The sequence below is a fragment of the Vibrio mexicanus genome (assembly GCF_001012815.1).
GTDB classification, from domain to species: domain Bacteria; phylum Pseudomonadota; class Gammaproteobacteria; order Enterobacterales; family Vibrionaceae; genus Vibrio; species Vibrio mexicanus.
This window is the reverse complement of sequence record NZ_JYJP01000144.1, coordinates 74,149-96,262: the sequence shown is the minus strand read 5'-3', so window position 1 is coordinate 96,262 and position 22,114 is coordinate 74,149. Positions and strand designations below refer to the sequence as shown.

Genomic DNA, 22,114 nt, shown 5'->3' with positions numbered 1-22,114 from the left:
GTAATCCGATTAAGGATCGGAGATTAATACAGGTGAAATGGGAGCAAACCGTCTCTACTCAATACCGAGCGCTTTCTTAACGGGTTTGAAGCTCTTGCGGTGCTCATCGATCACCCCATGTTTTTCAATTGCTTCGAAGTGCGCTTTGGTTGGGTAGCCTTTGTGTTTTGCGAACCCAAACTCAGGATGCTTTTCATCCAGTTGATCCATTTCATCATCGCGGACGACTTTCGCAATGATTGAGGCCGCACTGATTTCAGCGACGCGCAAATCCCCTTTGACCACTGCTTGAGCATCCATTGGTAGATCTGGCGTTCTATTTCCATCGATCAATGCTAAGTCTGGCTGTATTGCCAAACCAGAGATAGCACGCTGCATTGCAACCATCGTCGCTTGTAATATATTCAGTTCATCAATCTCGCTCGGAGAGCATCGCCCTACCGACCAAGCCAGTGCTTTTTCTTTAATCTCTGGGAACAGAGCAAGACGTTTCTTCTCGCTGAGTTTTTTCGAGTCCGAAAGACCTTCAATTGGATTATTAGGGTCAAGAATCACTGCAGCAGTCACCACGTCTCCGACAAGTGGTCCACGTCCTACTTCGTCGACACCTGCGATTAACTGGTAACCTGTAGGGTATTCAAAAGGAGGAAGTTCCGGCTTTTTCTTTTTATCAGGCATTGGATTGGCTCTCTGCAATTAAGTTAATGACGGCGCGCGCCGCTTGCTGGTCGGCATCTTTTCGAATCCAGTCATGCATCTGGGTAAACTTCTCGATGAGCGCAGAGTTGTCATTCTCAAGAATTTTTTCCATCGAAGGAAACAGAAAGTCTGGATGACACTCTTCCTGAATATGCTCTTTGACTAACTCTTCGTCAGCTAAAACGTTTGGTAGAGAAACAAACTTGGTAATAGACAGCTTTCTTGCAATCCAACCAGTCAGTTTATTGACCTGATAACCAACCACCATTGGACGTTTCACTAGCATACATTCCAGAGCAACAGTGCCTGATGCTAGCAAGACTGCATCGGAAGCGGTCATGACATTGCGAGCGGTATCTTCAATGATCACAAACTCAAGCTCAGGTGCGGTTTCTTGCCAAATTTTCTCAAACTGCTCACGGCGTTTTTTGTTTACGGCAGCAACAACAAAGCCATATCTGGGTGCGTAGCATGAATGCGCTGACAGGTTTCTATAAAGGGTTTTGCAATCAGTGCAACCTCACCACCACGGCTACCGGGCAAAACGGCTAACCACTTTCTGTCTTGGTCGAGGTTGAGAAGATCTCGCGCTGCCGCTTTATCACTTTCAAGAGGAATCGCATCGGCTAAGGTATGGCCAATAAATTCACACGCGACATTGTATTTGTCGTAGAAAGCTTTTTCGAATGGCAAAAAGGCTAAAACCAAATCTGTCGCTGCATCGATTTTGAATATACGCTTTGGTCGCCACGCCCAAACCGAAGGGCTAACGTAGTGAACCGTTTTAATGCCGATATCTTTAAGAGATTTTTCCAAGCGCAGGTTAAAATCTGGTGCATCTATACCAATGAAAACATCGGGTGGGTTGTCTTTGAAGTAGCGGACCAACTCAGCTTTCACTTTCAATAGACGCGGCAATCGGCCAAGTACTTCCACCAACCCCATAACCGCCAGTTCTTCCATATCAAAAAGCGATTCACAACCTTGGGCGATCATCTTAGGTCCACCGATACCAACAAACTCTGCATCAGGGTAACGCTGCTTTATCGCCTTGATGAAGCCTTCACCTAAGGTATCCCCAGAAAGCTCTCCGGCGACGATTCCAATCTTTAACGGTCTATCCATTACGGGTTACTCTTTTTGATAGTGGTAATGTTGCTGTCTTAAAACGCAAAAAAGATCGCAACGAGACGCTACGATCTTTCGATGTTAAGTTCAAAGGCGATTAACGAATAATGCCACGCTCAGTGCTTTCTAGCATGTCACACATTGGCTGGATAGAAGGCCACTCTTTTGCCATTTCAGCAAGGATAGGCTTAACTTCTTCCAGTGTTTTACCTGAGCGATAAATCTCTTTATACGCTTTTTGCAACGCTCTTAACTCTGGCTTTTCAAAGCCATTGCGCTTTAGGCCAACCAAGTTAAGACCGAAAGGCGTAGCGTGGTTACCCTGGGCAAGTACGTACGGCAGGATATCTTGAACCACAGCTGAGCAGCCGCCGACATAGGCGTATGCACCGACGGTACAGAATGGGTGAATAGCAGACAGCGCCATGACGCCCGCATAATCTCCAACCGTTACATGACCACCAAGAATCGCGTTATTACCGATGTGGGTGTGATTACCGACAATCACGTCGTGTGCAACGTGCGCATTCACACACAGTAGGTTATCATCACCAATTACGGTTGTCGCTTTGTCTTGCGTCGTACCACGGTGAATCTGCACCGCTTCACGAATGACATTGCGATCTCCGATAACCACTGTGGTAGCTTCGCCACCGTACTTCTTGTCTTGGTTTTCTTCACCAATCACTGCATTAGGAAAGATTCGGTTCTCTTTACCAATCGTCGTGTGACCTTTAATCACCACGTGAGACATCACTTCGGTATTGTCACCGATAACCACATCTGACGTGATATAGGTAAATGGACCTACGGTTACATTAGCGCCTAGAGTCGCACCTTCTTCAACTACGGCACTAGGATGAACTTGAGCTGTTTCATGAATCATATTAGAACTCTCGACGAGCACATTTTAGCTCTGCAGAACAAACAACTTCACCGTCGACTTTAGCCACACCGTTAAATGCAGCAATGCCGCGACGCTCTTTAATAAACTCAACTTCGATAACAAGCTGATCGCCTGGTACTACTGGCTTGCGGAACTTAGCTTTATCAACACTTGCAAAGTAGTAAAGCTCATTATCTGCAGGTGCACCAAATGATTTGAAACCAAGAAGGCCTGTTGCCTGTGCCATCGCTTCTAAAATAAGAACCCCAGGGAACACTGGAAGTTGTGGGAAATGACCTGTGAATTGAGGCTCATTAACTGATACGTTTTTAATTGCTGTAAGGTATTTTTCTTCTTCGTAATCCGTAACACGGTCGATCAGCAAGAACGGGTAGCGATGTGGAAGCAATTCCTGAATTTCAGTGATGTCCATCGTCTTTTTTTCAGTAGTCAAAGTCATATTCCTATGTCAATTCTTAAAATTTTTCTGTGCGCATTATAGAAGAAAAAGACTCGCGAGACGCGAGCCTTCTAAATAAAAAGTGGAATTAAGATTCCTCTTTTTGCTCTAACTGTTTCTCTAGAGCTTTTAGGCGCTTGTTCATCTCATCAATTCGATGAACTCGAGTTGCGGTTTTACGCCACTCTTTATTCGGCTGCAGCGGGATGCCTGATGAGTACATGCCTTTTTCAGAAATGCCACGCATAACCATACCCATTCCGGTAATGGTCACGCCATCAGCAATCTCAATATGGCCGTTAATCACCGAGCCACCACCAATAATGCAGTATTTACCAATCGTTGTACTGCCGGCAACAATAGTACCACCAGCCATAGCTGTACCATATCCGATGTGAACGTTATGGGCGATTTGTAATTGGTTATCAAGAATGACGTTATCTTCAACAACAGTATCTTCAAGTGCACCGCGGTCGATTGTGGTACATGCACCAATTTCTACGCGATTGCCAATGCGTACTGTGCCAAGTTGAGGAATTTTAATCCACTCACCTTTTTCATTCGCATAACCAAAGCCATCAGCACCAATAACCGTACTTGACTGAACCAAGCAGTCAGTGCCCATTACCACATCATGATAAATCGTTACGTTAGCCCAAAGCTTAGTATTCGCACCAATTGAGGCATTTTTACCAATAAAGCAACCCGCACCAATAACAACGTTGTCTCCAAGAGATACCCCTGCTTCAATCACCGCATTAGCGCCAATTGAAACATTGTTGCCTAAGCTAGCCGTTTCAGAGATTACCGCCGATGGGGCAATATCTTGGGCTGGTGATGGTGTTGTATCCAACGCTTGAGCCACTTTGGCAAATGCGACATAAGGGTCATCAACAACCAAAACATTGCCAACACATTGTTCTTTCTGTGCTGCTTTTACCATCACTACTGTAGCTTGGCACTGGTCAAGGTGTTTTGCGTACTTCGGATTGGATAGGAAAGTCACATGACCTTCCTGAGCTTTATCCATTGGAGCAACCATAGAGACTGTTGCGGCAATATCACCATGCAACTCTCCACCGGTTATTTCAGCAAGCTGTGCTAACGTAATCGTTTTATTCATAAGCTATTTTATTATTTTAGTGAGCTAATTACTTTTTCAGAAATGTCGTAGTCAGGGTTCGCAAACGCTACCGCTTGAACATCAACAACTAAGTCGTAGCCTTCTTTTTCAGATACTTTAGCAATAGCATCTTGAATGACTTTGAATAGTTTCTGCTTCTCTTGAGCTTCACGACGTTGAGTCGCTTTCTCAAGAGATTGAGCTTTTAGCTTAAATGTATTGTCTAGTTGACCAATCTCTAGACGCAAAGCTTCAACCTCTTCTGGCTCATTAGCTCGCCATCGCGTTGCAGCTTTTCAATCTTAGTCTTAGCATTCGCTTCGATTTTCTTTAGCTCATCAGCGCGATCTTTAAACTCTTCTTGCATCGTCTGAAGCACGATTTCACGTTGTGGTAGCTCTTGGAAAACTTGCGCTGTATTTACGTAGCCAACTTTCTGAGCTGCTTCAGCCGCGTGAGCAAAAAAAGAAGAAGAGAGTACCGCTAGGCTTAAGCCTGCAACTTTAATCATGTTTTTCAAAATTTTATCCTTTAAGTTAGAAGGTTCTGCCGATAGTGAAAGTGAAGAATTCTTCGTCATCACCTTCGTATTTCTTAATTGGTTTAGCCAAAGAGAAAACTAATGGGCCCATCGGTGACATCCACTGAAGAGCCGCACCATAAGATGCTCGATAGTTTGATGGATCTGAGTAGTCATAGTAGTACTGACCACCATAATCTGCACCGTTGTCACGATAATCAAACTCAGTATCCCAAACACTAGCTGCATCTAGGAACACGCTGGTTCGAATTTGACTGCGTACTTCGTCTGAGGCAAAAGGTGTTGGAACAATCAACTCTAAGCTTGCTAGAGCGATTGCGTTACCACCCACTGAGTCGTCAGTTGCCGTATCACAACCATTGTTACCACAGCTTCCCTCATTGATACGATAAACAGCTTTAGGACCCGCACTGTTAGAGCCAAAACCTCTAAGCGTGGTGAAACCACCCGCATAGTAGTTCTCATAGAACGGGTATAGGTTGTCTTGACCATCGGTTTGACCATAACCATTACCATATCCCAATCGGCCACGCATCAATAGGGCGAACTCATGCTTCGCCGTGATCGGGAAGTATTGGCGTACATCATATTGCGCTTTGAAGTATTGAACGTCAGAACCCGGCACAGTTGCTTTCACAAATGCACGCTGGTGATTACCCGCCGTTGGGAAAATACCACGGTTTAAGTTATTACGTGTCCAGGACACGTTAACATCGAAGTCATTTGTGTTAAGTGAGCCGTCGGAGTCAATGTTACTTGCTTGTGAACGAAGGAACTGCTCGACCTGTAGGTAAGGAGACAGGTTACCGATCTTGTTATGTGTGTAACCCACACCAAACTCAAAACGGTTCAGTTCATCGAATGGGAAACCCCAAGTTAAGCTAGTACCGTAACTTTCGTTGGTATAGTCAACAATACCCGCTTCTGATGCTTCAAATTCGTTGTAGAAAATTCGGCCACCTAAGCTGACACCATCAATTGTCCAGTACGGATCACGATAGTCTAAACTCACGTTCTTCTGATAATCGTTCATCATTGCGTTAATACCAACGCGATTACCGGAACCTGCAAAGTTATCTTGCTGCAGACCAACCTGGAAACTTACGCCTGACTCAGTACCGTAACCAACACCGAAGTTGATGCTGCCCGAGTTTGCTTCTTTAACAGAGTAAACGAGATCAACCTGGTCATCACTACCTGGTACACGCTGAGTTTGTACATCTACCGTTTCAAAATAACCTAGACGGTTAAGACGGCCCTTTCCGGTTTCAATTGCTTTAGAGTTAAGCCAACTCCCTTCCATCTGGCGCATCTCGCGACGCAGTACTTCATCTTTCGTCGAGTTATTGCCCGTAAAGCGAATATCACGCACATAGATACGGTTGCCCGCTTCTACATTAATAACCAGCGAAACCTGCTTGTTCTCATCATCAAACTCAGGAATCGTGTTAACTTGTGGATACGCGTAGCCCGCTTCCCCAAGAACTCGTTTGATATCCTCTTCTAAGCGCGTCACAGCAGAGCCGTTATATACGTCACCAGAAGTAAATGGCGCTAGATCTTTGAACTCTTGTTCTTTACCAATGAGTTCACCGCGGAACTTCACTTCATCGATACTGTAAGCTTCACCTTCATCAATACCTAGAGTGATGTATACGCCTTTTTTGTCAGGTGAAATGGCAACTTGAGTTGTATCAACCTGAAACTTCAAATATCCACGATCAAGGTAGTATGAACGAAGCGCTTCAATATCACCGGCAAGTACCTGCTTTTGGTACTTGTCATCGGCTAGGAAATTCCACCACGCGACATCAACATTGAGGTTAAAACGGCTCAGTAGTTCAGCATCACTAAAAACTTCGTTACCAATAAAGTTGATCTGCTTAATTTTCGCCGACACACCTTCAGTAAAGACAAATTTAAGGTCAGAACGATTTCGAGGTAGCGGAGTCACAACCGCTTGTACCGTTGCGTTGTATTTACCAACGCTGTAATAGAAGTCTTCTAAGCCTTTCTCTATGTTCGCAAGCGCAGTGCGATCCAAAGCTTCACCAATACGAACACCGGATGCGTCTAAGTTTTGCTGCAGCTGTTCATCTTTGATCGCTTTGTTGCCCGAGAAAGAGATACTCGCCACCGTCGGGCGCTCTTTCACTTGAACAACCAGAACATCGCCATCGCGAAGTACTTTCACATCTTCGAAATTACCAGACGCATATAGAGCGCGAATAATTTCCGCTACGTTTTGCCCATCAACACTGTCGCCGATGCGCACAGGCATATTAAGGAGGGCAGCACCTAGAGCAACACGCTGAAGACCTTCAATTTTGATATCTTCAACGACAAAGCCATCCGTCTCACTTGCAGCAACACTGGTCACTGAAACACTGCTGGCCAACAGTGTTGCTAGCGCTAATTTTTTCATCGCCATACTTGTTTTAGTTAGTCCTTACTACAACTATTGCCCGGGTTAGAGGCGAGTAAAATCGTTAAATATTGCAATCGCCATCAACGAGAAAATGATCACGCCACCAATACGGAAACCGATTTCTTGTACTTTTTCTGGTACTGGTCGGCGAATGACAGCCTCAATTGCATAAAACAGTAGGTGACCACCATCTAGCATCGGCAGTGGTACCAAATTAATAATGCCTAGGTTTACGCTAATCAGCGCGAGGAAACCTAAGAAATAAACTAAACCATAATCCGCGGTTGCACCCGCGCCTTTCGCTATCGATATTGGGCCACTGAGGTTATTTAACCCAACATCGCCAACCACGAGTTTTTTTAGCATGCTCGCGGTTAAGCCGACCACTTGCACCGTCTTATCGAAAGCTTTACCGATAGATTCAATTACACCAAATTGGAGTTCAAATCGATAGTTATCCGGCCATTCTGAGACTTGAGGAGCAATTCCAGCAAAGCCTTGTACATTACCTTGTCCTACATCCCTACTTTCCGGGACAAGTCGAATATCAAGGTTCTGGCCCGCGCGCTCAACCGTCATATTCAGTGGAGCATTCGGGCTGTTCTGAATTGCAGTGACTACATCACTCCATTGCTCAATGCTTTTACCTTCAATGGCGACGAGAGTATCACCAATTTGTAGCCCTGCTTTAGAACCTGCTCCACCCTCTGACACATTCGTCAATGTTGGAACGATTTCAGGGGTGTACGGCACAAAACCAAGCGCCCCATTGCAGACTCTTTTTCTGGGTCAAAGTTCCAGTTCTCGAGCGATAATGTTTTGGTTTGCTCTAAACCAACACCTTCTGCTGGTGCAACCGTCATAGTCAGCTGACGATCGCCAATATGGGAAATGAGGCGCATTTGCACCGATTCCCAATCCGCAGTTTTGACGCCAGATATCGCTTTAAGTTCCATACCTGGTTCAAGGCCAGCTTCAGCTGCTATAGAACTTGGGGAGACTTGGCCAACAACCGGCTTAACGGCCGGAACGCCAATAAGAAAAACTAACCAATAAGCCACGATGGCGAATATGAAGTTAAATATCGGACCAGCGGCGACAATAGACGTACGCTGCCAGAGCGGCTTTTTATCAAAGGCAAATTGCTGTTGCTCAGCAGGAACATCATCAACTCGACCATCGAGCATTTTGACATAGCCACCAAGAGGAATCATAGAGATGCTGTATTCGGTGCCATCTTTCGCCGTGCGCTGCCAGATGGACTTACCAAAGCCGATCGAAAACTTCTCAACTTTGACACCACAACGTCTAGCCACCCAAAAATGGCCGAACTCATGGACAGCAACTAATATACCCAGTGCAATGACAAAGGAGGCAAAATTCCAAAGAATGTCGTTCATCGTGAATACTCGCGGACCGTTTCGCTGGCAATAACTCGGGCCATTCTATCTAGGTCCAATAAGCTTTCCAAGTCATGGCTGTGTAAGTGATTGTTTGTCGCGCACACTTTTGACATTACATGATGATTGATTCGCGCTATATCTGTAAAGCGTATCGCATTATCTAGAAAAGCCGCGACGGCAATCTCGTTAGCCGCGTTTAATGAAGTCGTCGCATGCTGCCCTTCGTAACAGGCCTGCATAGCAAGTTCCAAGCAAGGATAACGGTTGTAGTCTGGTGCTAGAAATGTCAGCTCACCGACTTGTGTGAAATCCAAAGGCTTAACACCAGCTGGAATGCGCTCAGGGTATGAAAGAGTGAGTGCTATTGGTGTTGCCATATCTGGCTCCCCCATCTGGGCAAGCACAGAACCATCTTGGTACTGAACCATAGAATGAATAACAGATTGAGGGTGAATAAGAACTTTGAGCTGCTCTTGCTTTGCGTTGAACAACCATTTTGCTTCGATGAACTCCAAACCTTTGTTCATCATTGTCGCGGAATCTACCGAGATCTTAGGCCCCATAGACCAATTAGGGTGAGCGATTGCTTGTTCGGGAGTAACACTCTCTAACTCCGAAAGGTCGCTGTAACGGAACGGACCGCCAGACCCAGTCAGCAGGATGTGGCTGATTCCCTCTTTTGCGAGATCACATCGCCCCATTTGAATTTGAGCACTAGCTGGCAGGCATTGGAAAATGGCATTGTGCTCGCTATCAACAGGAAGCAACTCGGCACCAGAACGTTCAACGGCATCGATAAACAGTTGGCCTGACATGACCAATGCTTCTTTGTTTGCCAGTAGTACGCGCTTACCTGCCTCTACTGCGGCCATGGTAGGTAATAAACCCGCAGCGCCAACAATTGCAGCCATCACAGTGTCAACTTCATCAAATGCACTCACTTCGCACATCGCATCGACACCAAAGCGAACTTCGATTTTCACCGGAAGCTTAGCAAGTACCACTTGTAAGGCTTTTGCCGCTTGCTCGGTAGCCATTACCGCGTATTTCGGCTTCCATTGCATGCATAACTCAGCCATTTTCTCCACGTTGGTACCTGCTACAAGAGCAACGATAGAGAATTCAGTTGGGTTTTGACCCACGACTTTAAAAGTACTTGCGCCTATGGAGCCTGTCGCACCAAGGATTGTTAGCTTACGCATGAATTGAAACCGCTATTAGAAAGGCAAGAAAATCTTGCCTTTAATTTAGAAAATGAAATACAGAAAAGCAAAAACGGGGAAGGCAGCCGTCAAACTATCAATGCGATCGAGGACACCACCATGGCCTGGAATGATGTTACTGCTATCCTTGATGCCCGATACCCGTTTGAACATACTTTCGACCAAGTCACCCAATACCGAGATCACAACTGTCACTAAGGTGATCATTATCATGACAAAGGGACTACTAAATTGTAGGTCAAACCATTGAGCACTAAACCATGCAACAATCACTGCAGTAATAATACCGCCAATTAAACCTTCAATCGTTTTGTTCGGACTAACATGCGGGGCCATTTTGCGTTTGCCCAAGCTTTTTCCTGCAAAGTAAGCGCCACTGTCTGCCGCCCACACAATAAAGCACACAAACAGTACCAACTTAGCTCCATGATATGGGTTTGCGTCAACGCCTTCAGCACGGAGCAGTATTACGCTCCAGAAGAAAGGTAATAGGGTCAGAATGCCGAACAGATGACGGGCAATATTAGAGTTTTCCCACAATGGACGAGATTTAGGATAAGTAATCGCCAAAATACTCGAAGCTATCCACCACAGGCACCCAATTAAGAGTATTAAGTAGTGAGATGGAAGTAGTTGATTGAGGCTTTCAATATCAAAAGGGATAGCAAAAAGACTAAGTGCACTGATAAGAAGAGCTGGGATTAAAGCAACATAACGAGATTTATGTTCGACAAACTGAGTCCATTCCCAGTAACCAATAGTCGTCACTGCTGCAATCGCGGCTACAAAAGCCAGCATAGGTAACTTAAAAATCCCCAGGATAACTAGGGGAGCTAAAATCAGCGCGGTAATGATGCGTTGTTTCAAATCAAATCAACCCTTTATTGATTATTCATCAGAGCTTTTACTTGCTCTCCGGTACAGCCAAATCGTCTTTCACGATTTACAAACCAAGATACTGCGTCAGCGAGGCTGTCTTCGTTAAATTCAGGCCAATAGATTGGAGTAAAGTACATTTCAGCGTAAGCAAGCTGCCAAAGCATAAAGTTACTAATACGGCATTCACCGCTCGTTCGTATTAGTAGATCAACCTCTGGAATGTCAGACATTGTTAAATGCTGAGTCATCATCTCTTCCGAGATCTCATCAACAGTAAGCTCGCCGTCAACAGCTTTTTGCGCAAGCTGCTTTGTCGCTTGTAAGATGTCCCATTTGCCGCCGTAGTTTGCAGCAATGTTGATCACCATACCTGTATTATTCGCAGTTAACTGCTCTGCGTCTTGAATTTTTTTCTGCAATCGCGAACTAAAACGAGTTTTATCGCCAATCACTCGAAGTCTTAAATTGTTCTTATGAAGTTTTTTAACCTCTGTAGAAAGAACAGAGATGAATAACTCCATTAATAACCCCACTTCTTCCTCAGGTCGTTGCCAGTTCTCACTGCTAAATGCAAACAGAGTCACTGCTTTGATATTAAGTCGCACAGCAGCATTGATGGTCTTGCGAACGGCTGTAACACCATTCTTGTGACCGAATACACGTGGCTTTCCTTGCTCTTTAGCCCAGCGGCCATTGCCGTCCATAATAATAGCGATATGTTGCGGTAGAGAGTCTGAGGAAATTTGTGAGTTTTGCATATAGGAACAGCTGAATTGAATCGGGGAGTCAGAGTAGCATAAAAAAACGCTGTGCTGCGAGCACAGCGTTTTTCAACGATGTAGTGCTATGGATTAAACTTCCATTAGCTCTTTTTCTTTTGATGCAAGAACTTCATCTACGTTCTTAACAGCAGCATCAGTGATCTTTTGGATCTCGTCTTGCGCTTTACGATCTTCGTCTTCTGAAATTTCTTTGTCTTTCAGTAGCGCTTTAAGTTCGTTGTTCGCATCACGACGAATGTTACGGATCGCAACACGGCCGCCTTCTGCTTCACCACGTACAATCTTAACTAGTCTTTACGACGCTCTTCTGTTAGTGGTGGCAGAGGGATACGAATTACCGTACCTGCAGACATTGGGTTTAGGCCAAGGTCAGATTGCATGATCGCTTTTTCTACTTTAGGTGCAAGCTCTTTATCGAATACTGTGATTGCAAGTGTACGCGCATCTTCAGCAACAACGTTACCCACTTGGTTAAGTGGTGTTTGCGTACCGTAGTACTCAACTGAGATACCAGATAGAAGGCTTGGGTGAGCACGACCTGTACGAACTTTTGCTAGGTTATTTTTTAGTGCTTCAACACTTTTTTCCATACGCTCTTGAGCGTCTTGTTTGATTTCGTTAATCACAATTTCACCTTAAATTTGTGTTCTGTCCTAAACAAAGACTAATCTGTCATCATTCAAAGGCAAAGCTACCAACGTCACAGTTGGCAGCATTGAATCTAATTATTCAGCGTCGCTGATTAGCGTGCCTTCAGTTTCACCCATCACTACACGACGAAGCGCACCTGGCTTGTTCATGTTGAAAACACGGATTGGCATTTTATGATCGCGTGCAAGAGTGAAGGCTGCTAAGTCCATAACTTTCAGTTCTTTTTCAAGAACGCTTGTGTAAGATAGCTTATCATACAGCTCTGCATCTGGGTTTGCTACTGGGTCAGCCGTAAATACGCCGTCAACTTTTGTTGCTTTCAATACAACATCCGCTTCGATCTCGATACCACGTAAACACGCTGCAGAATCAGTAGTGAAGAATGGGTTACCTGTACCCGCAGAGAAAATCACAACACGACCTTGGCGTAGCTGGCTGATTGCGTCTGCCCAGTTGTAGTCATCACAAACGCCTTTTAGAGGAATTGCAGACATTACACGCGCATTAACGTATGCACGATGAAGTGCATCACGCATTGCTAGGCCATTCATCACTGTTGCTAGCATACCCATGTGATCACCAACAACGCGGTTCATACCTGCTTCAGCAAGACCTGCACCACGGAAAAGGTTACCACCACCGATAACCACACCAACTTGTACACCCAGTTCAACGAGCTCTTTAATCTCTTGCGCCATACGATCTAGAATCGTAGGGTCAATACCAAAACCTTCTTCGCCTTGAAGAGCTTCACCGCTCAGTTTTAACAGGATACGTTGATATGCTGGTTTAGGGTTTGTAGTCATGGAGTTTACCTTCCAAATATGAGAGTTGTTGATTAGCAGTCATGAATAGAAACAAAGCAAATTCCGCACTATATCTATTCATTACGACTAATCACTATTCAATTAAAACACGTTAGCCATTCGTAAAAAGACCGCAGCCATGGCTACGGTCTAAATAGTAAGCAAAACTCAGGGATTAACCTTTTTGAGCTGCTGCTACTTCTTCAGCGAAGCTCATTTCTTCAGCTTTCTCGATACCTTCACCTACTTCTAGGCGAACGAATGTAGCAACTGAAGCACCTTTTTCTTTCAGGTGATCGCCAACAGTCTTCTTAGGTTCCATGATGAACGCTTGACCAGTTAGAGAGATTTCGCCCGTGAATTTCTTCATACGGCCAACAACCATCTTCTCAGCGATTTCAGCAGGCTTGCCTTCGTTCATTGCGATTTCAACTTGAACCGCTTTCTCTTTCTCAACTACGTCTGCAGGTACGTCTTCTGGGTTAACGAACTCTGGACGAGAAGCAGCAACGTGCATTGCAACGTGCTTAAGAGTTTCAGCATCGCCTTCACCAGCAACAACAACACCGATTTTCTCACCGTGACGGTAAGAAGCTAGTGCAGCACCTTCAACGTACTGTACGCGACGGATGTTGATGTTTTCACCGATTTTAGCAACAAGAGCAACACGCTCTTCTTCGAACTTAGCAACTAGCTCTTCAACAGAAGCTTTAGAAGCTAGAGCGTCTGCTGCAACTTTCTCTGCAAATGCAGTGAAGTTGCCATCTTTAGCTACGAAGTCAGTTTGGCAGTTAACTTCAAGAAGAACAGCAACGCCGTTTTCTTCTTTAATGATGATTGCGCCTTCAGCAGCTACGTTACCTGCTTTCTTAGCAGCTTTAGCAGCGCCAGACTTACGCATGTTTTCGATTGCTAGTTCGATGTCAGCGTTTGCTTCAACAAGCGCTTTCTTACATTCCATCATGCCAGCGCCAGTGCGCTCGCGAAGTTCTTTAACTAGAGCAGCAGTTACAGCCATTCTCTATTCCTCAGTCAATTCTGGATTTGGTAAAAATCAGGGGCCTACATTATCGGCCCCTGATGCTAACTATAACTTAGTTTATGTTGCAACAGCATTTCGCATAAACCAAGTGTGACACAGAGCCGCTATTATTCAGCTTCTACGAAACCGTCTTTTTCAGCAGCTGCAGCTACGTCTTTGTTACGACCTTCTGTAACCGATTGAGCAGCAGCGTTTAGGTATAGCTGTACTGCACGGATAGCATCGTCGTTACCTGGGATAACGAAGTCAACGCCATCTGGGTTAGAGTTAGTATCAACTACAGCGTAAACTGGGATACCTAGGTTGTTTGCTTCTTTAACTGCAATGTGCTCGTGATCAGCGTCGATTACGAATAGAGCGTCTGGTAGGCCGCCCATGTCTTTGATACCACCAAGAGATTTCTCTAGCTTCTCCATTTCGCGAGTACGCATTAGAGCTTCTTTCTTAGTTAGTTTGTCGAAAGTACCGTCTTGAGCTTGAGCTTCTAGGTCTTTTAGACGCTTGATAGACTGACGAACAGTTTTGTAGTTAGTTAGCATACCGCCTAACCAGCGGTTGTTAACGTAAAACTGGTTGCTTGCGATAGCAGCTTCTTTAACAGCTTCAGATGCAGCGCGCTTAGTACCAACAAATAGAACTTTACCTTTCTTCTCGCCAACTTTAGCTAGTTCAGCTAGAGCGTCGTTGAACATTGGTACAGTTTTTTCTAGGTTGATGATATGTACTTTGTTACGAGCACCGAAGATGAATGGCTTCATCTTTGGGTTCCAGTAACGAGTTTGGTGACCGAAGTGAACACCAGCTTTAAGCATATCGCGCATTGATACAGTTGCCATTTTAAAATCCTCTATGGGGTTAGGCCTCCACATCCCCCATGTGTCCGACCCTGCCTTAATGGCGGGCACCCCGGAACATGTGTCGGAATGTGTGTGATTTAAAGATATAAGTTTAGTGGAACTGAGCCGCTTCGCCGCTAACATTAAAAGAAGTGGAGAGAACGGACCATGTTTCCGGCGCGCTTTATACCATATTTCTAGGCAATTTGGCTAGTAAAAAGTCGATATTTCCCTTAATCACGGCAATCTTTTGAACGATTCATGCTACGAGTGAATGTGCGCAACATACACATTTTAAATGCATCCTGTTAGAATACCGCAAAATTCGTACCTCAGAGTACTAGCGAAGTAGATAGAGAATACTGATGACAATCAAGATCAAAACCGCTGACGAAATCGAACGTATGCGCATTGCAGGCAAACTGGCCGCAGAAATCCTCGAAATGATTGAGCCTCACGTGAAAGAAGGCGTAACCACGGAAGAGCTTAATGACATCTGTCATAACTATGCTCTGGAGCGTGGCGCTTACTCAGCACCACTTGATTACCATGGTTTTCCAAAATCAATTTGTACTTCAATCAATCATATCGTTTGTCACGGCATTCCGGCCTCTCAAGACGAGATGGGTGCAAATGGCCAGCTAAAGCCAGCTGTTTTGAAGAGTGGCGACATCGTCAACGTTGATATCACGGTTATCGTTCCTAATGACGAAAATGCGGATCTCTCTACTCGCCCAGAAGGTTACCACGGTGATACCTCAAAAATGTTCCTAGTGGGTGACGTTTCTCCTGCAGACAAACGCCTTTCTATGGTCGCGCAAGAGGCGCTGTACATTGGTATGCGTAAAGTAAAACCTGGCGCAACTGTTGGTGACATCGGCACAGCAATCGAAAAATACATCAAAGAGAACAACAAAAAGAACCCGCGTAACAAGTTCTCTATTGTGAAGGACTTCTGTGGTCATGGCATTGGTGATGAGTTCCACGAAGAGCCACAGGTTGTTCACTATAAAAACCACGATCGCCGCGTGCTGAAAGAAGGCATGTGTTTCACCATTGAACCAATGATCAATGCAGGTAAGTTCGGCTGTAGCGTTGATGTGGAAGATAACTGGACGGTATATACTGGCGACGGCAAAAAGTCGGCACAATGGGAACACACTATTCTCGTCACGAAAACAGGCTGCGAAGTTCTTACGCTACGAAGCGACGACACCATCCCACGCTTGTTAAACAACTAAATTCCTTCAAACAATATCCCAGTCACCGACTGGGATATTTTTTTCCGCTTCCCGATTTGATAAATTGAAGTTCTTGATGGACTTTAATACGCATGGATCGCTGTTATGCCCTACCAATCTCCAATGGAGTTTACTGAGCAACAAATTGAGCTTAGTACCCTAAAATCACAACTTGAGAGTTTTGCTGAATACCAAAAGGCGGAATTTCGCAATCATCACCCGGTGACGGATCTAGTTCTTGGTCGCTCAGAGTACATGGACTCCCTACTCAATCGATTATGGGCTCACTATGGTTTTTCTAGACTGCCTCACATCAGTCTGGTTGCGGTAGGTGGATATGGTCGAGGGGAACTTCACCCGCTTTCGGATATCGATATTCTTGTTGTGTCCCAAAAGCGCCTACCCGATCATCTCGCAGAAAATGTTAGCCAATTTATCACCTTGCTTTGGGATTTGCGTCTCGAAGTCGGCCACGCGGTAAGAACCATTGATGAGTGCATCGAGATTGGCAAAGAAGACTTAACTGTCGCGACTAACCTTCAAGAAGCGCGGCTTTTGTGCGGCTGTGAAGAAACCTTCCAGCAACTAAAGTCGCAGATTCATTCAAAAACTTTTTGGCCGAGCGAAATCTTCTACAAGGCTAAAGTCGATGAACAACGCAGCCGTCACTCACGCTACCACGACACGACATACAACTTAGAGCCCGATATCAAATCCACTCCCGGCGGTCTAAGAGATATTCACACTTTAAGTTGGGTTGCCAGACGTCACTTTGGTGCGACTTCTTTGCTTGAAATGAGCCGTTACGGCTTCTTAACCGATGCCGAGTACCGCGAACTGGTCGAATGCCAAGACTTTTTATGGCGTGTCCGTTTTGCACTACACATTGAGTTAAAGCGCTACGATAACCGCCTAACCTTTGCTCACCAAGCGCATGTTGCGGAACATATTGGTTTCCAAGGTGAAGGCAACCGCGGCGTGGAAATGATGATGAAAGAGTTCTATCGCACATTGAGACGTGTCGCTGAACTCAACAAAATGCTCCTTAAGCTGTTTGATCAAGCGATCTTAAACAATGGCGTCGAAGCAGAACCTGAAATCTTAGATGATGACTTCCTAAGACGTGGCCATTTGATTGAAGCAAGAAAGCCAGCCCTTTTCCAAGCTCGTCCAGAAACTATTTTGGATATGTTCATCCATATCGCTAATGACTCGACCATTGAAGGTGTCGCTCCGCCGACATTGCGGCAGCTAAGAACCGCAAGAAGAAGACTCAATAAGTTCTTGCACACCATCCCAGCCGCAAGAGAGCGGTTTATGGAACTGGTGCGTCACCCTAACGCCCTGCACAAAGCCTTTAGTTTGATGCACAAGCTTGGCGTATTGGCTGCCTATTTGCCTCAATGGAGCCAAATCGTCGGCCAGATGCAATTCGATCTATTCCATGTCTACACCGTGGATGAGCACAGTGTCCGCTTACTCAAGCACATTAATACCTTTAGCTATGCTAAGAACCATGACAAGCATCCTATTTGCTGCGAAGTCTATCCACGTATCCAGAAGAAAGAGCTACTAATCATTGCCGCTATTTTCCACGATATCGGTAAAGGGCGTGGCGGAGATCACTCGGTAATTGGTGAAGGTGAGGCATACGAGTTTTGTATGGAGCACGGTCTGTCAAAACCTGAAGCTAAACTCGTGGCTTGGCTGGTGCGCAATCACTTATTAATGTCAGTCACGGCTCAAAGACGAGATATTTACGATCCAGACGTGATCACCGAATTTGCTAAGAAAGTGCGCGATGAAGAGTATTTAGAGTATTTGGTTTGCCTAACGGTAGCCGATATCTGTGCGACCAACCCAGAGCTTTGGAATAGTTGGAAACGTACCTTGCTTGCAGAGTTGTTCCACTCCACTCAACGCGCGCTTCGTCGAGGTTTAGAAAACCCTGTTGATGTACGTGATCGAATTCGCCACAACCAGCAAATGGCATCTGCCCTACTTCGTAAAGAAGGGTTTACCGCGCGTGAAGTGGAAGTGCTCTGGCAACGTTTTAAAGCAGACTACTTCTTAAGGCATACTCACAAACAAATCGCTTGGCACTGTAGTAATCTACTAAGCCAAGACGATCCAAACAAACCCGTCATTCTAATCAGTAAGAAACCGACTCGAGGTGGCACAGAGGTCTTTGTCTACTGTAAAGACCAACCGGCACTGTTTGCGACCGTGGTAGCTGAGCTAGATAGACGAAACTTCAACGTGCATGACGCGCAAGTCATGACCAGTAAAGATGGTTTTGTTCTTGATACCTTTATGGTGCTTGCTCAAAATGGCGAAGCATCGATGAGACTCGCCATAAAGCGGTGATAAAACATCTCATCCATGTATTAGAAGATGGCAGGCCGACTAAGATTAAGACTCGTCGTACGCCGCGCAACTTGCAGCACTTTAATGTCAAAACACGCGTTGATTTTCTTCCAACAAAGAGTAAGAAGCGCACGTTGATGGAGTTCGTTGCACTTGATACGCCAGGTCTACTTGCGGTTGTCGGTGCGACGTTTTACGACCTAGGTATCAACCTTCATGCTGCGAAAATCACGACGATCGGTGAGCGCGCTGAGGATTTGTTCATCATTACTAGCCCGGCAGGCGGCCAGCTTGATGAAGAGCAACAGCAGGCGCTAAGTAATTCGCTAAAAGAAAATATTGCCGAGTTTGCGCCTAACTAGTCATTTATTTCAGGTTAAATTTCATAACCAGAAAAATGGGCTAACATTGCTCACTTACTAAGCGAGATCTTGACCACAACTCAGGTAGTTGATAGCAATATCAGCTACCTGACACTCTATTAGGCTGCTACAGTAAACAGTAATGTTACTAAGATGAAAACACTAATAGAGGTCGCCTATGTATCCAAACCTCACCGGCTTAGGTATTCATGATCCTAAGCAGATCGAGCGTTACTCTCTTCGTCAAGAAGCCCACAAGGATGTCTTAAAAATCTATTTTCGTAAACAAAAAGGAGAGCTGTTTGCGAAAAGTGTTAAATTCAAATATCCACGACAAATCAAGAATGTACTCGTAGATAGCGGCAGTCACAAATACAAAGAAGTGACTGAGATAAACCGTAACCTCACCTTAGTGATAGATGAATTAAACACACTCACTAAGCCTGAGAAAGTAGCTGAAGTAGATGTAAAACAGAAAATTCTTACCGACCTTCGCCACCTAGAAAAAGTAGTATCGAGTAAGATCGCAGAGATCGAAGCGGATCTCGAAAAGCTCAAATAAATGAACCCAAAAAGGTTGATATACTATCAACCCTTTTTACTTTTACATCAGACTAACCCTATGTAAGGCTTACACCCAACCTAGATACCCGCCAAGAAGAAACAGCGCCAACCCTGCCATAGCGCCTGCAACAATATCATCAATCATAATGCCCAAGCCGCCGTGAACGCGTTTGTCCAGCCATTCAATTGGCCACGGTTTTACCATATCGAAGAAACGAAACAACACAAAGCCAGCCGCCAACCACTTCCATTCAAACGGCGAAATACCCAGCATAGGTACCACCAGCATAGTCAACCAAAAGCCGGCAAACTCATCCCAAACAATAGAACCGTGATCATGCACACCCATATCGTCTGATGTCACTTGGCATATCTTTATCCCAATCACGCACGAAATCACCACAATGGCCATATACACAGGAAGGGGCAGCTGAACTAAAAGTAGGTAAAAAGGTATCGCTGCGACAGTCCCCATCGTGCCAGGAACAACAGGAGATAATCCGCTACCAAAACCTGTTGCTAACAGATGCCACGGATTAGAAAGAGAAATTTTCGCTAAAGGGTTACTCATTGGTTTCCTTTGAAATGGTCATAGCCAGACAAGCGCCATTCAAGAGCTTGCCCATTGTTGTGTAATTCTAGTTGGTCACCGTCGGTCAGCTCACCAATGCATGTCACTGGTACATTCAAGCTCTCTGTTTTTGATTCAAACAGTGCCAACTTATCGTTCGGAACAGTGAAACACAGCTCGTACTCTTCACCACTCACAAGTGCGTATTGCTGCGCTTTCGACTCACTGCCTACAAAGCTGATCAGCTCATCTGAAATTGGCAGTTTACTTACGTCAATAGACGCTCCGACTTTTGAACGCTTAAGAATATGACGCAGATCCGATGCCACGCCATCAGAAATATCGATAGCGGAACTTGCCAAGCCACGCAAAGCCTCACCAAGAGAGACTCGTGGCTCGGAGAGATAGTGAAGACGTTCGAGTGTTTGAGCATTCGGCTTAGATGCATGCTGATCATCAAGTACTACATCCAATCCGGCATGAGCATGGCCTAAATAGCCACTGACCCATACTGTATCACCCACTGATGCACCACTTCGCTTCAAGGCAAGTCCTGATGGAACTAAACCTTGCACCGTCAATGTTAAGCTTAAAGGCCCTTTCGTCGTGTCACCGCCAATCAGTTGGATACCATATTGGTTCGCGAGTTCAAAAAAAGCATCACAGAAAGGTGCTAACCATTCTTCATTCGGTTCAGGCATGGTCAGAGCAAACGAAAGCCACGCAGGCGTTGCCCCCATTGCAGCCAAATCACTAATATTCGACGCCAACGCTTTGTGCGCGACCCATGCAGGGTTTGCCGATTTTAAGAAATGCGTCCCCGCCACCAAGGTATCGGTACTGATGGCGATTTCCATGTCGTTCGGGGCTTTCACCAACGCACAGTCATCACCTAACGACAGCACCACATCGTCACGATTGGCTTGTCGATTTTCGAAGTACTTCTCTATGAGATTAAATTCACCAGACATAATGCTAACGGTAAGAAAAAGAGCTTACGACAATAACAAAAAAGGCCAGCATATGCTGACCTTTTCTTTTCTAACGCACGGATTATTTTTTACGTACGTGCGGTGCTGCTTTATCAAGCACACCGTTGATAAACTTGTGGCTATCTTCTGCAGCAAATACTTTGGCTAACTCAATCGCTTCGTTGATGACCACTTTGTAAGGGACATCATCACGGCGAGTCATTTCGTACATCGCTAGGCGAAGTAGCGCAAGTTCCATTAGATCCAAGTCCTGCATTGGACGAGAAACATATGGACGCAGTTTGCTGTCTAGTTCCATGTGACTCAGAGCAACGCCAGCCAAAAGATCGCGGAAGTAAGCTACGTCTGTTTCTGGTGCAACAAGCGCAGGCTCAGCAGCATGATGCTCTTCTTCATCATACTTACCACCAGATAAGAATTGTTCTTCAACTGTGGCAACATTTTCTTTAGTAATTTGCCAAGAATAAATTGCTTGTAGAGCAAATTGACGTGCATTACGACGTGCGGCTGGTTTCACACTGGCCCCCATTAGGAATCGATTTCAGAAAGAACGTTGATCATCTCAAGTGCGCTTAGTGCAGCTTCTGCACCCTTGTTACCAGCCTTGGTTCCTGCGCGTTCAATAGCTTGATCGATCGTATCAACAGTTAGGACACCAAATGCTACTGGAAGTGAGTATTCCATAGACACTTGAGCCAAACCTTTATTACATTCACTACAAACATAGTCGAAATGAGGCGTACCGCCACGAATAACTGTACCTAGAGATACAATCGCATCGAACTTACCTGTTTTTGCTACGCGCTGCGCAACCAGTGGAAGTTCTACTGCACCAGGACAACGTACAACAGTGATGTTGTCTTCGCTAACTTGTCCGTGACGCTTTAAAGTATCGATTGCACCAGAAAGTAAACTTTCGTTAATAAAACTGTTGAAACGAGAAATAACGATAGCAATTTTTGCATTTGGCGCTGGGAAGCCACCCTCGATCACTTTCATAAGCCTTCCTTTAACTATGTTCATCAAGTGAGAATCGCCGGATTCTATCACAAAACTGTGAGCGATATCTAATACAAATTAGAGCGAGATCTTAGTTGCCTAACTACCATGCTTAAACACTAAGATCTCGC

Annotated in this window: 17 protein-coding genes and 5 pseudogenes; 3 read left to right on the top strand and 19 right to left on the bottom strand. The window is 45.2% G+C overall.

What is annotated here, in order from left to right; all coding sequences use genetic code 11:
- Positions 1 to 54: 54 nt before the first annotated feature.
- From rnhB to rpsB, 15 genes and pseudogenes are all read right to left on the bottom strand, one after another.
- Positions 55 to 678 (bottom strand): ribonuclease HII, encoded by a 624-nt coding sequence (gene rnhB, locus UA76_RS21745; protein WP_047049956.1) that lies wholly within the window; start codon positions 676 to 678, stop codon positions 55 to 57.
- Positions 671 to 1,824: pseudogene (lpxB, locus tag UA76_RS21740) on the bottom strand (lipid-A-disaccharide synthase). Before lpxB ends, rnhB begins: the two are co-directional and overlap by 8 nt.
- Before the next feature lie 100 nt (positions 1,825 to 1,924).
- A complete protein-coding gene (gene lpxA, locus UA76_RS21735) occupies positions 1,925 to 2,713 on the bottom strand; it encodes an acyl-ACP--UDP-N-acetylglucosamine O-acyltransferase (RefSeq protein ID WP_047049955.1) in 789 nt (262 codons plus the stop codon).
- Position 2,714: 1 nt separating this feature from the next.
- Entirely contained in the window at positions 2,715 to 3,167 is a 453-nt protein-coding gene (gene fabZ, locus UA76_RS21730; RefSeq protein ID WP_047049976.1) for a 3-hydroxyacyl-ACP dehydratase FabZ, read from the bottom strand.
- A gap of 94 nt (positions 3,168 to 3,261) precedes the next feature.
- On the bottom strand, positions 3,262 to 4,296 hold the full coding sequence (lpxD, locus tag UA76_RS21725; protein ID WP_047049954.1) for a UDP-3-O-(3-hydroxymyristoyl)glucosamine N-acyltransferase: 1,035 nt from the start codon (positions 4,294 to 4,296) through the stop codon (positions 3,262 to 3,264).
- Between the two features lie 11 nt (positions 4,297 to 4,307).
- Positions 4,308 to 4,807: pseudogene (locus tag UA76_RS21720) on the bottom strand (OmpH family outer membrane protein).
- 25 nt (positions 4,808 to 4,832) lie between these two features.
- Complete coding sequence (gene bamA / locus UA76_RS21715) at positions 4,833 to 7,268, bottom strand: outer membrane protein assembly factor BamA (RefSeq protein ID WP_047049953.1); 2,436 nt, start codon at positions 7,266 to 7,268, stop codon at positions 4,833 to 4,835.
- A 39-nt stretch (positions 7,269 to 7,307) separates the two neighbouring features.
- Positions 7,308 to 8,665 (bottom strand): annotated as a pseudogene (gene rseP / locus UA76_RS21710) (sigma E protease regulator RseP).
- A complete protein-coding gene (gene ispC / locus UA76_RS21705; protein ID WP_047049952.1) occupies positions 8,662 to 9,870 on the bottom strand; it encodes a 1-deoxy-D-xylulose-5-phosphate reductoisomerase in 1,209 nt (402 codons plus the stop codon). Before ispC ends, rseP begins: the two are co-directional and overlap by 4 nt.
- Positions 9,871 to 9,915: 45 nt before the next feature.
- Positions 9,916 to 10,758, bottom strand: coding sequence for a phosphatidate cytidylyltransferase (locus UA76_RS21700; RefSeq protein ID WP_047049951.1), 843 nt, complete (start codon positions 10,756 to 10,758; stop codon positions 9,916 to 9,918).
- A 14-nt stretch (positions 10,759 to 10,772) separates the two neighbouring features.
- Positions 10,773 to 11,528, bottom strand: a complete 756-nt coding sequence (locus UA76_RS21695) for an isoprenyl transferase (protein WP_047049950.1) — start codon at positions 11,526 to 11,528, stop codon at positions 10,773 to 10,775.
- A 93-nt stretch (positions 11,529 to 11,621) separates the two neighbouring features.
- A pseudogene (frr, locus tag UA76_RS21690) lies at positions 11,622 to 12,178 on the bottom strand (ribosome recycling factor).
- A gap of 99 nt (positions 12,179 to 12,277) precedes the next feature.
- Positions 12,278 to 13,009 carry a UMP kinase gene (gene pyrH, locus UA76_RS21685; protein ID WP_047049949.1) on the bottom strand — a complete coding sequence of 244 codons (732 nt, stop codon included), beginning with the start codon at positions 13,007 to 13,009 and terminating at the stop codon, positions 12,278 to 12,280.
- A 175-nt stretch (positions 13,010 to 13,184) separates the two neighbouring features.
- Positions 13,185 to 14,027: a translation elongation factor Ts gene (tsf, locus tag UA76_RS21680; RefSeq protein ID WP_047049947.1), complete on the bottom strand. Its 843-nt coding sequence runs from the start codon at positions 14,025 to 14,027 to the stop codon at positions 13,185 to 13,187.
- 131 nt (positions 14,028 to 14,158) lie between these two features.
- Entirely contained in the window at positions 14,159 to 14,887 is a 729-nt protein-coding gene (gene rpsB, locus UA76_RS21675; RefSeq protein ID WP_047049945.1) for a 30S ribosomal protein S2, read from the bottom strand.
- Positions 14,888 to 15,252: 365 nt separating this feature from the next.
- Here rpsB and map point away from each other — a divergent pair, with 365 nt between their 5' ends.
- From map to UA76_RS21660, 3 genes and pseudogenes are all read left to right on the top strand, one after another.
- Positions 15,253 to 16,128: a type I methionyl aminopeptidase gene (gene map / locus UA76_RS21670; protein WP_047049943.1), complete on the top strand. Its 876-nt coding sequence runs from the start codon at positions 15,253 to 15,255 to the stop codon at positions 16,126 to 16,128.
- Positions 16,129 to 16,233: 105 nt separating this feature from the next.
- A pseudogene (gene glnD / locus UA76_RS21665) lies at positions 16,234 to 18,857 on the top strand (bifunctional uridylyltransferase/uridylyl-removing protein GlnD).
- A gap of 178 nt (positions 18,858 to 19,035) precedes the next feature.
- Positions 19,036 to 19,419 carry a DUF3461 family protein gene (locus UA76_RS21660; RefSeq protein ID WP_047049941.1) on the top strand — a complete coding sequence of 128 codons (384 nt, stop codon included), beginning with the start codon at positions 19,036 to 19,038 and terminating at the stop codon, positions 19,417 to 19,419.
- Positions 19,420 to 19,488: 69 nt separating this feature from the next.
- Here UA76_RS21660 and pgpA read toward each other — a convergent pair whose 3' ends face one another.
- The 4 genes from pgpA to ribH all read right to left on the bottom strand — a co-directional run bounded on the left by pgpA (position 19,489) and on the right by ribH (position 21,983).
- A complete protein-coding gene (gene pgpA / locus UA76_RS21655) occupies positions 19,489 to 19,992 on the bottom strand; it encodes a phosphatidylglycerophosphatase A (protein WP_047049940.1) in 504 nt (167 codons plus the stop codon).
- A complete protein-coding gene (gene thiL, locus UA76_RS21650) occupies positions 19,989 to 20,963 on the bottom strand; it encodes a thiamine-phosphate kinase (protein ID WP_047049939.1) in 975 nt (324 codons plus the stop codon). The genes pgpA and thiL overlap by 4 nt, the downstream gene beginning before the upstream one ends.
- Before the next feature lie 82 nt (positions 20,964 to 21,045).
- Positions 21,046 to 21,513, bottom strand: coding sequence for a transcription antitermination factor NusB (gene nusB / locus UA76_RS21645; protein ID WP_047049937.1), 468 nt, complete (start codon positions 21,511 to 21,513; stop codon positions 21,046 to 21,048).
- Complete coding sequence (ribH, locus tag UA76_RS21640) at positions 21,513 to 21,983, bottom strand: 6,7-dimethyl-8-ribityllumazine synthase (protein WP_047049936.1); 471 nt, start codon at positions 21,981 to 21,983, stop codon at positions 21,513 to 21,515. Before ribH ends, nusB begins: the two co-directional genes overlap by 1 nt.
- Positions 21,984 to 22,114: the final 131 nt, after the last annotated feature.

Bases quoted from the DNA above. Each gene is read 5' to 3' on its own strand.
- rnhB (WP_047049956.1), bottom strand. From the start codon at position 678: ATGCCTGATAAAAAGAAAAAGCCGGAACTTCCTCCTTTTGAATACCCT.
- lpxA (WP_047049955.1), bottom strand. From the start codon at position 2,713: ATGATTCATGAAACAGCTCAAGTTCATCCTAGTGCCGTAGTTGAAGAA.
- lpxD (WP_047049954.1), bottom strand. From the start codon at position 4,296: ATGAATAAAACGATTACGTTAGCACAGCTTGCTGAAATAACCGGTGGA.
- bamA (WP_047049953.1), bottom strand. From the start codon at position 7,268: ATGGCGATGAAAAAATTAGCGCTAGCAACACTGTTGGCCAGCAGTGTT.
- ispC (WP_047049952.1), bottom strand. From the start codon at position 9,870: ATGCGTAAGCTAACAATCCTTGGTGCGACAGGCTCCATAGGCGCAAGT.
- UA76_RS21695 (WP_047049950.1), bottom strand. From the start codon at position 11,528: ATGCAAAACTCACAAATTTCCTCAGACTCTCTACCGCAACATATCGCT.
- pyrH (WP_047049949.1), bottom strand. From the start codon at position 13,009: ATGACTACAAACCCTAAACCAGCATATCAACGTATCCTGTTAAAACTG.
- tsf (WP_047049947.1), bottom strand. From the start codon at position 14,027: ATGGCTGTAACTGCTGCTCTAGTTAAAGAACTTCGCGAGCGCACTGGC.
- rpsB (WP_047049945.1), bottom strand. From the start codon at position 14,887: ATGGCAACTGTATCAATGCGCGATATGCTTAAAGCTGGTGTTCACTTC.
- map (WP_047049943.1), top strand. From the start codon at position 15,253: ATGACAATCAAGATCAAAACCGCTGACGAAATCGAACGTATGCGCATT.
- UA76_RS21660 (WP_047049941.1), top strand. From the start codon at position 19,036: ATGTATCCAAACCTCACCGGCTTAGGTATTCATGATCCTAAGCAGATC.
- pgpA (WP_047049940.1), bottom strand. From the start codon at position 19,992: ATGAGTAACCCTTTAGCGAAAATTTCTCTTTCTAATCCGTGGCATCTG.
- thiL (WP_047049939.1), bottom strand. From the start codon at position 20,963: ATGTCTGGTGAATTTAATCTCATAGAGAAGTACTTCGAAAATCGACAA.
- nusB (WP_047049937.1), bottom strand. From the start codon at position 21,513: ATGGGGGCCAGTGTGAAACCAGCCGCACGTCGTAATGCACGTCAATTT.
- ribH (WP_047049936.1), bottom strand. From the start codon at position 21,983: ATGAAAGTGATCGAGGGTGGCTTCCCAGCGCCAAATGCAAAAATTGCT.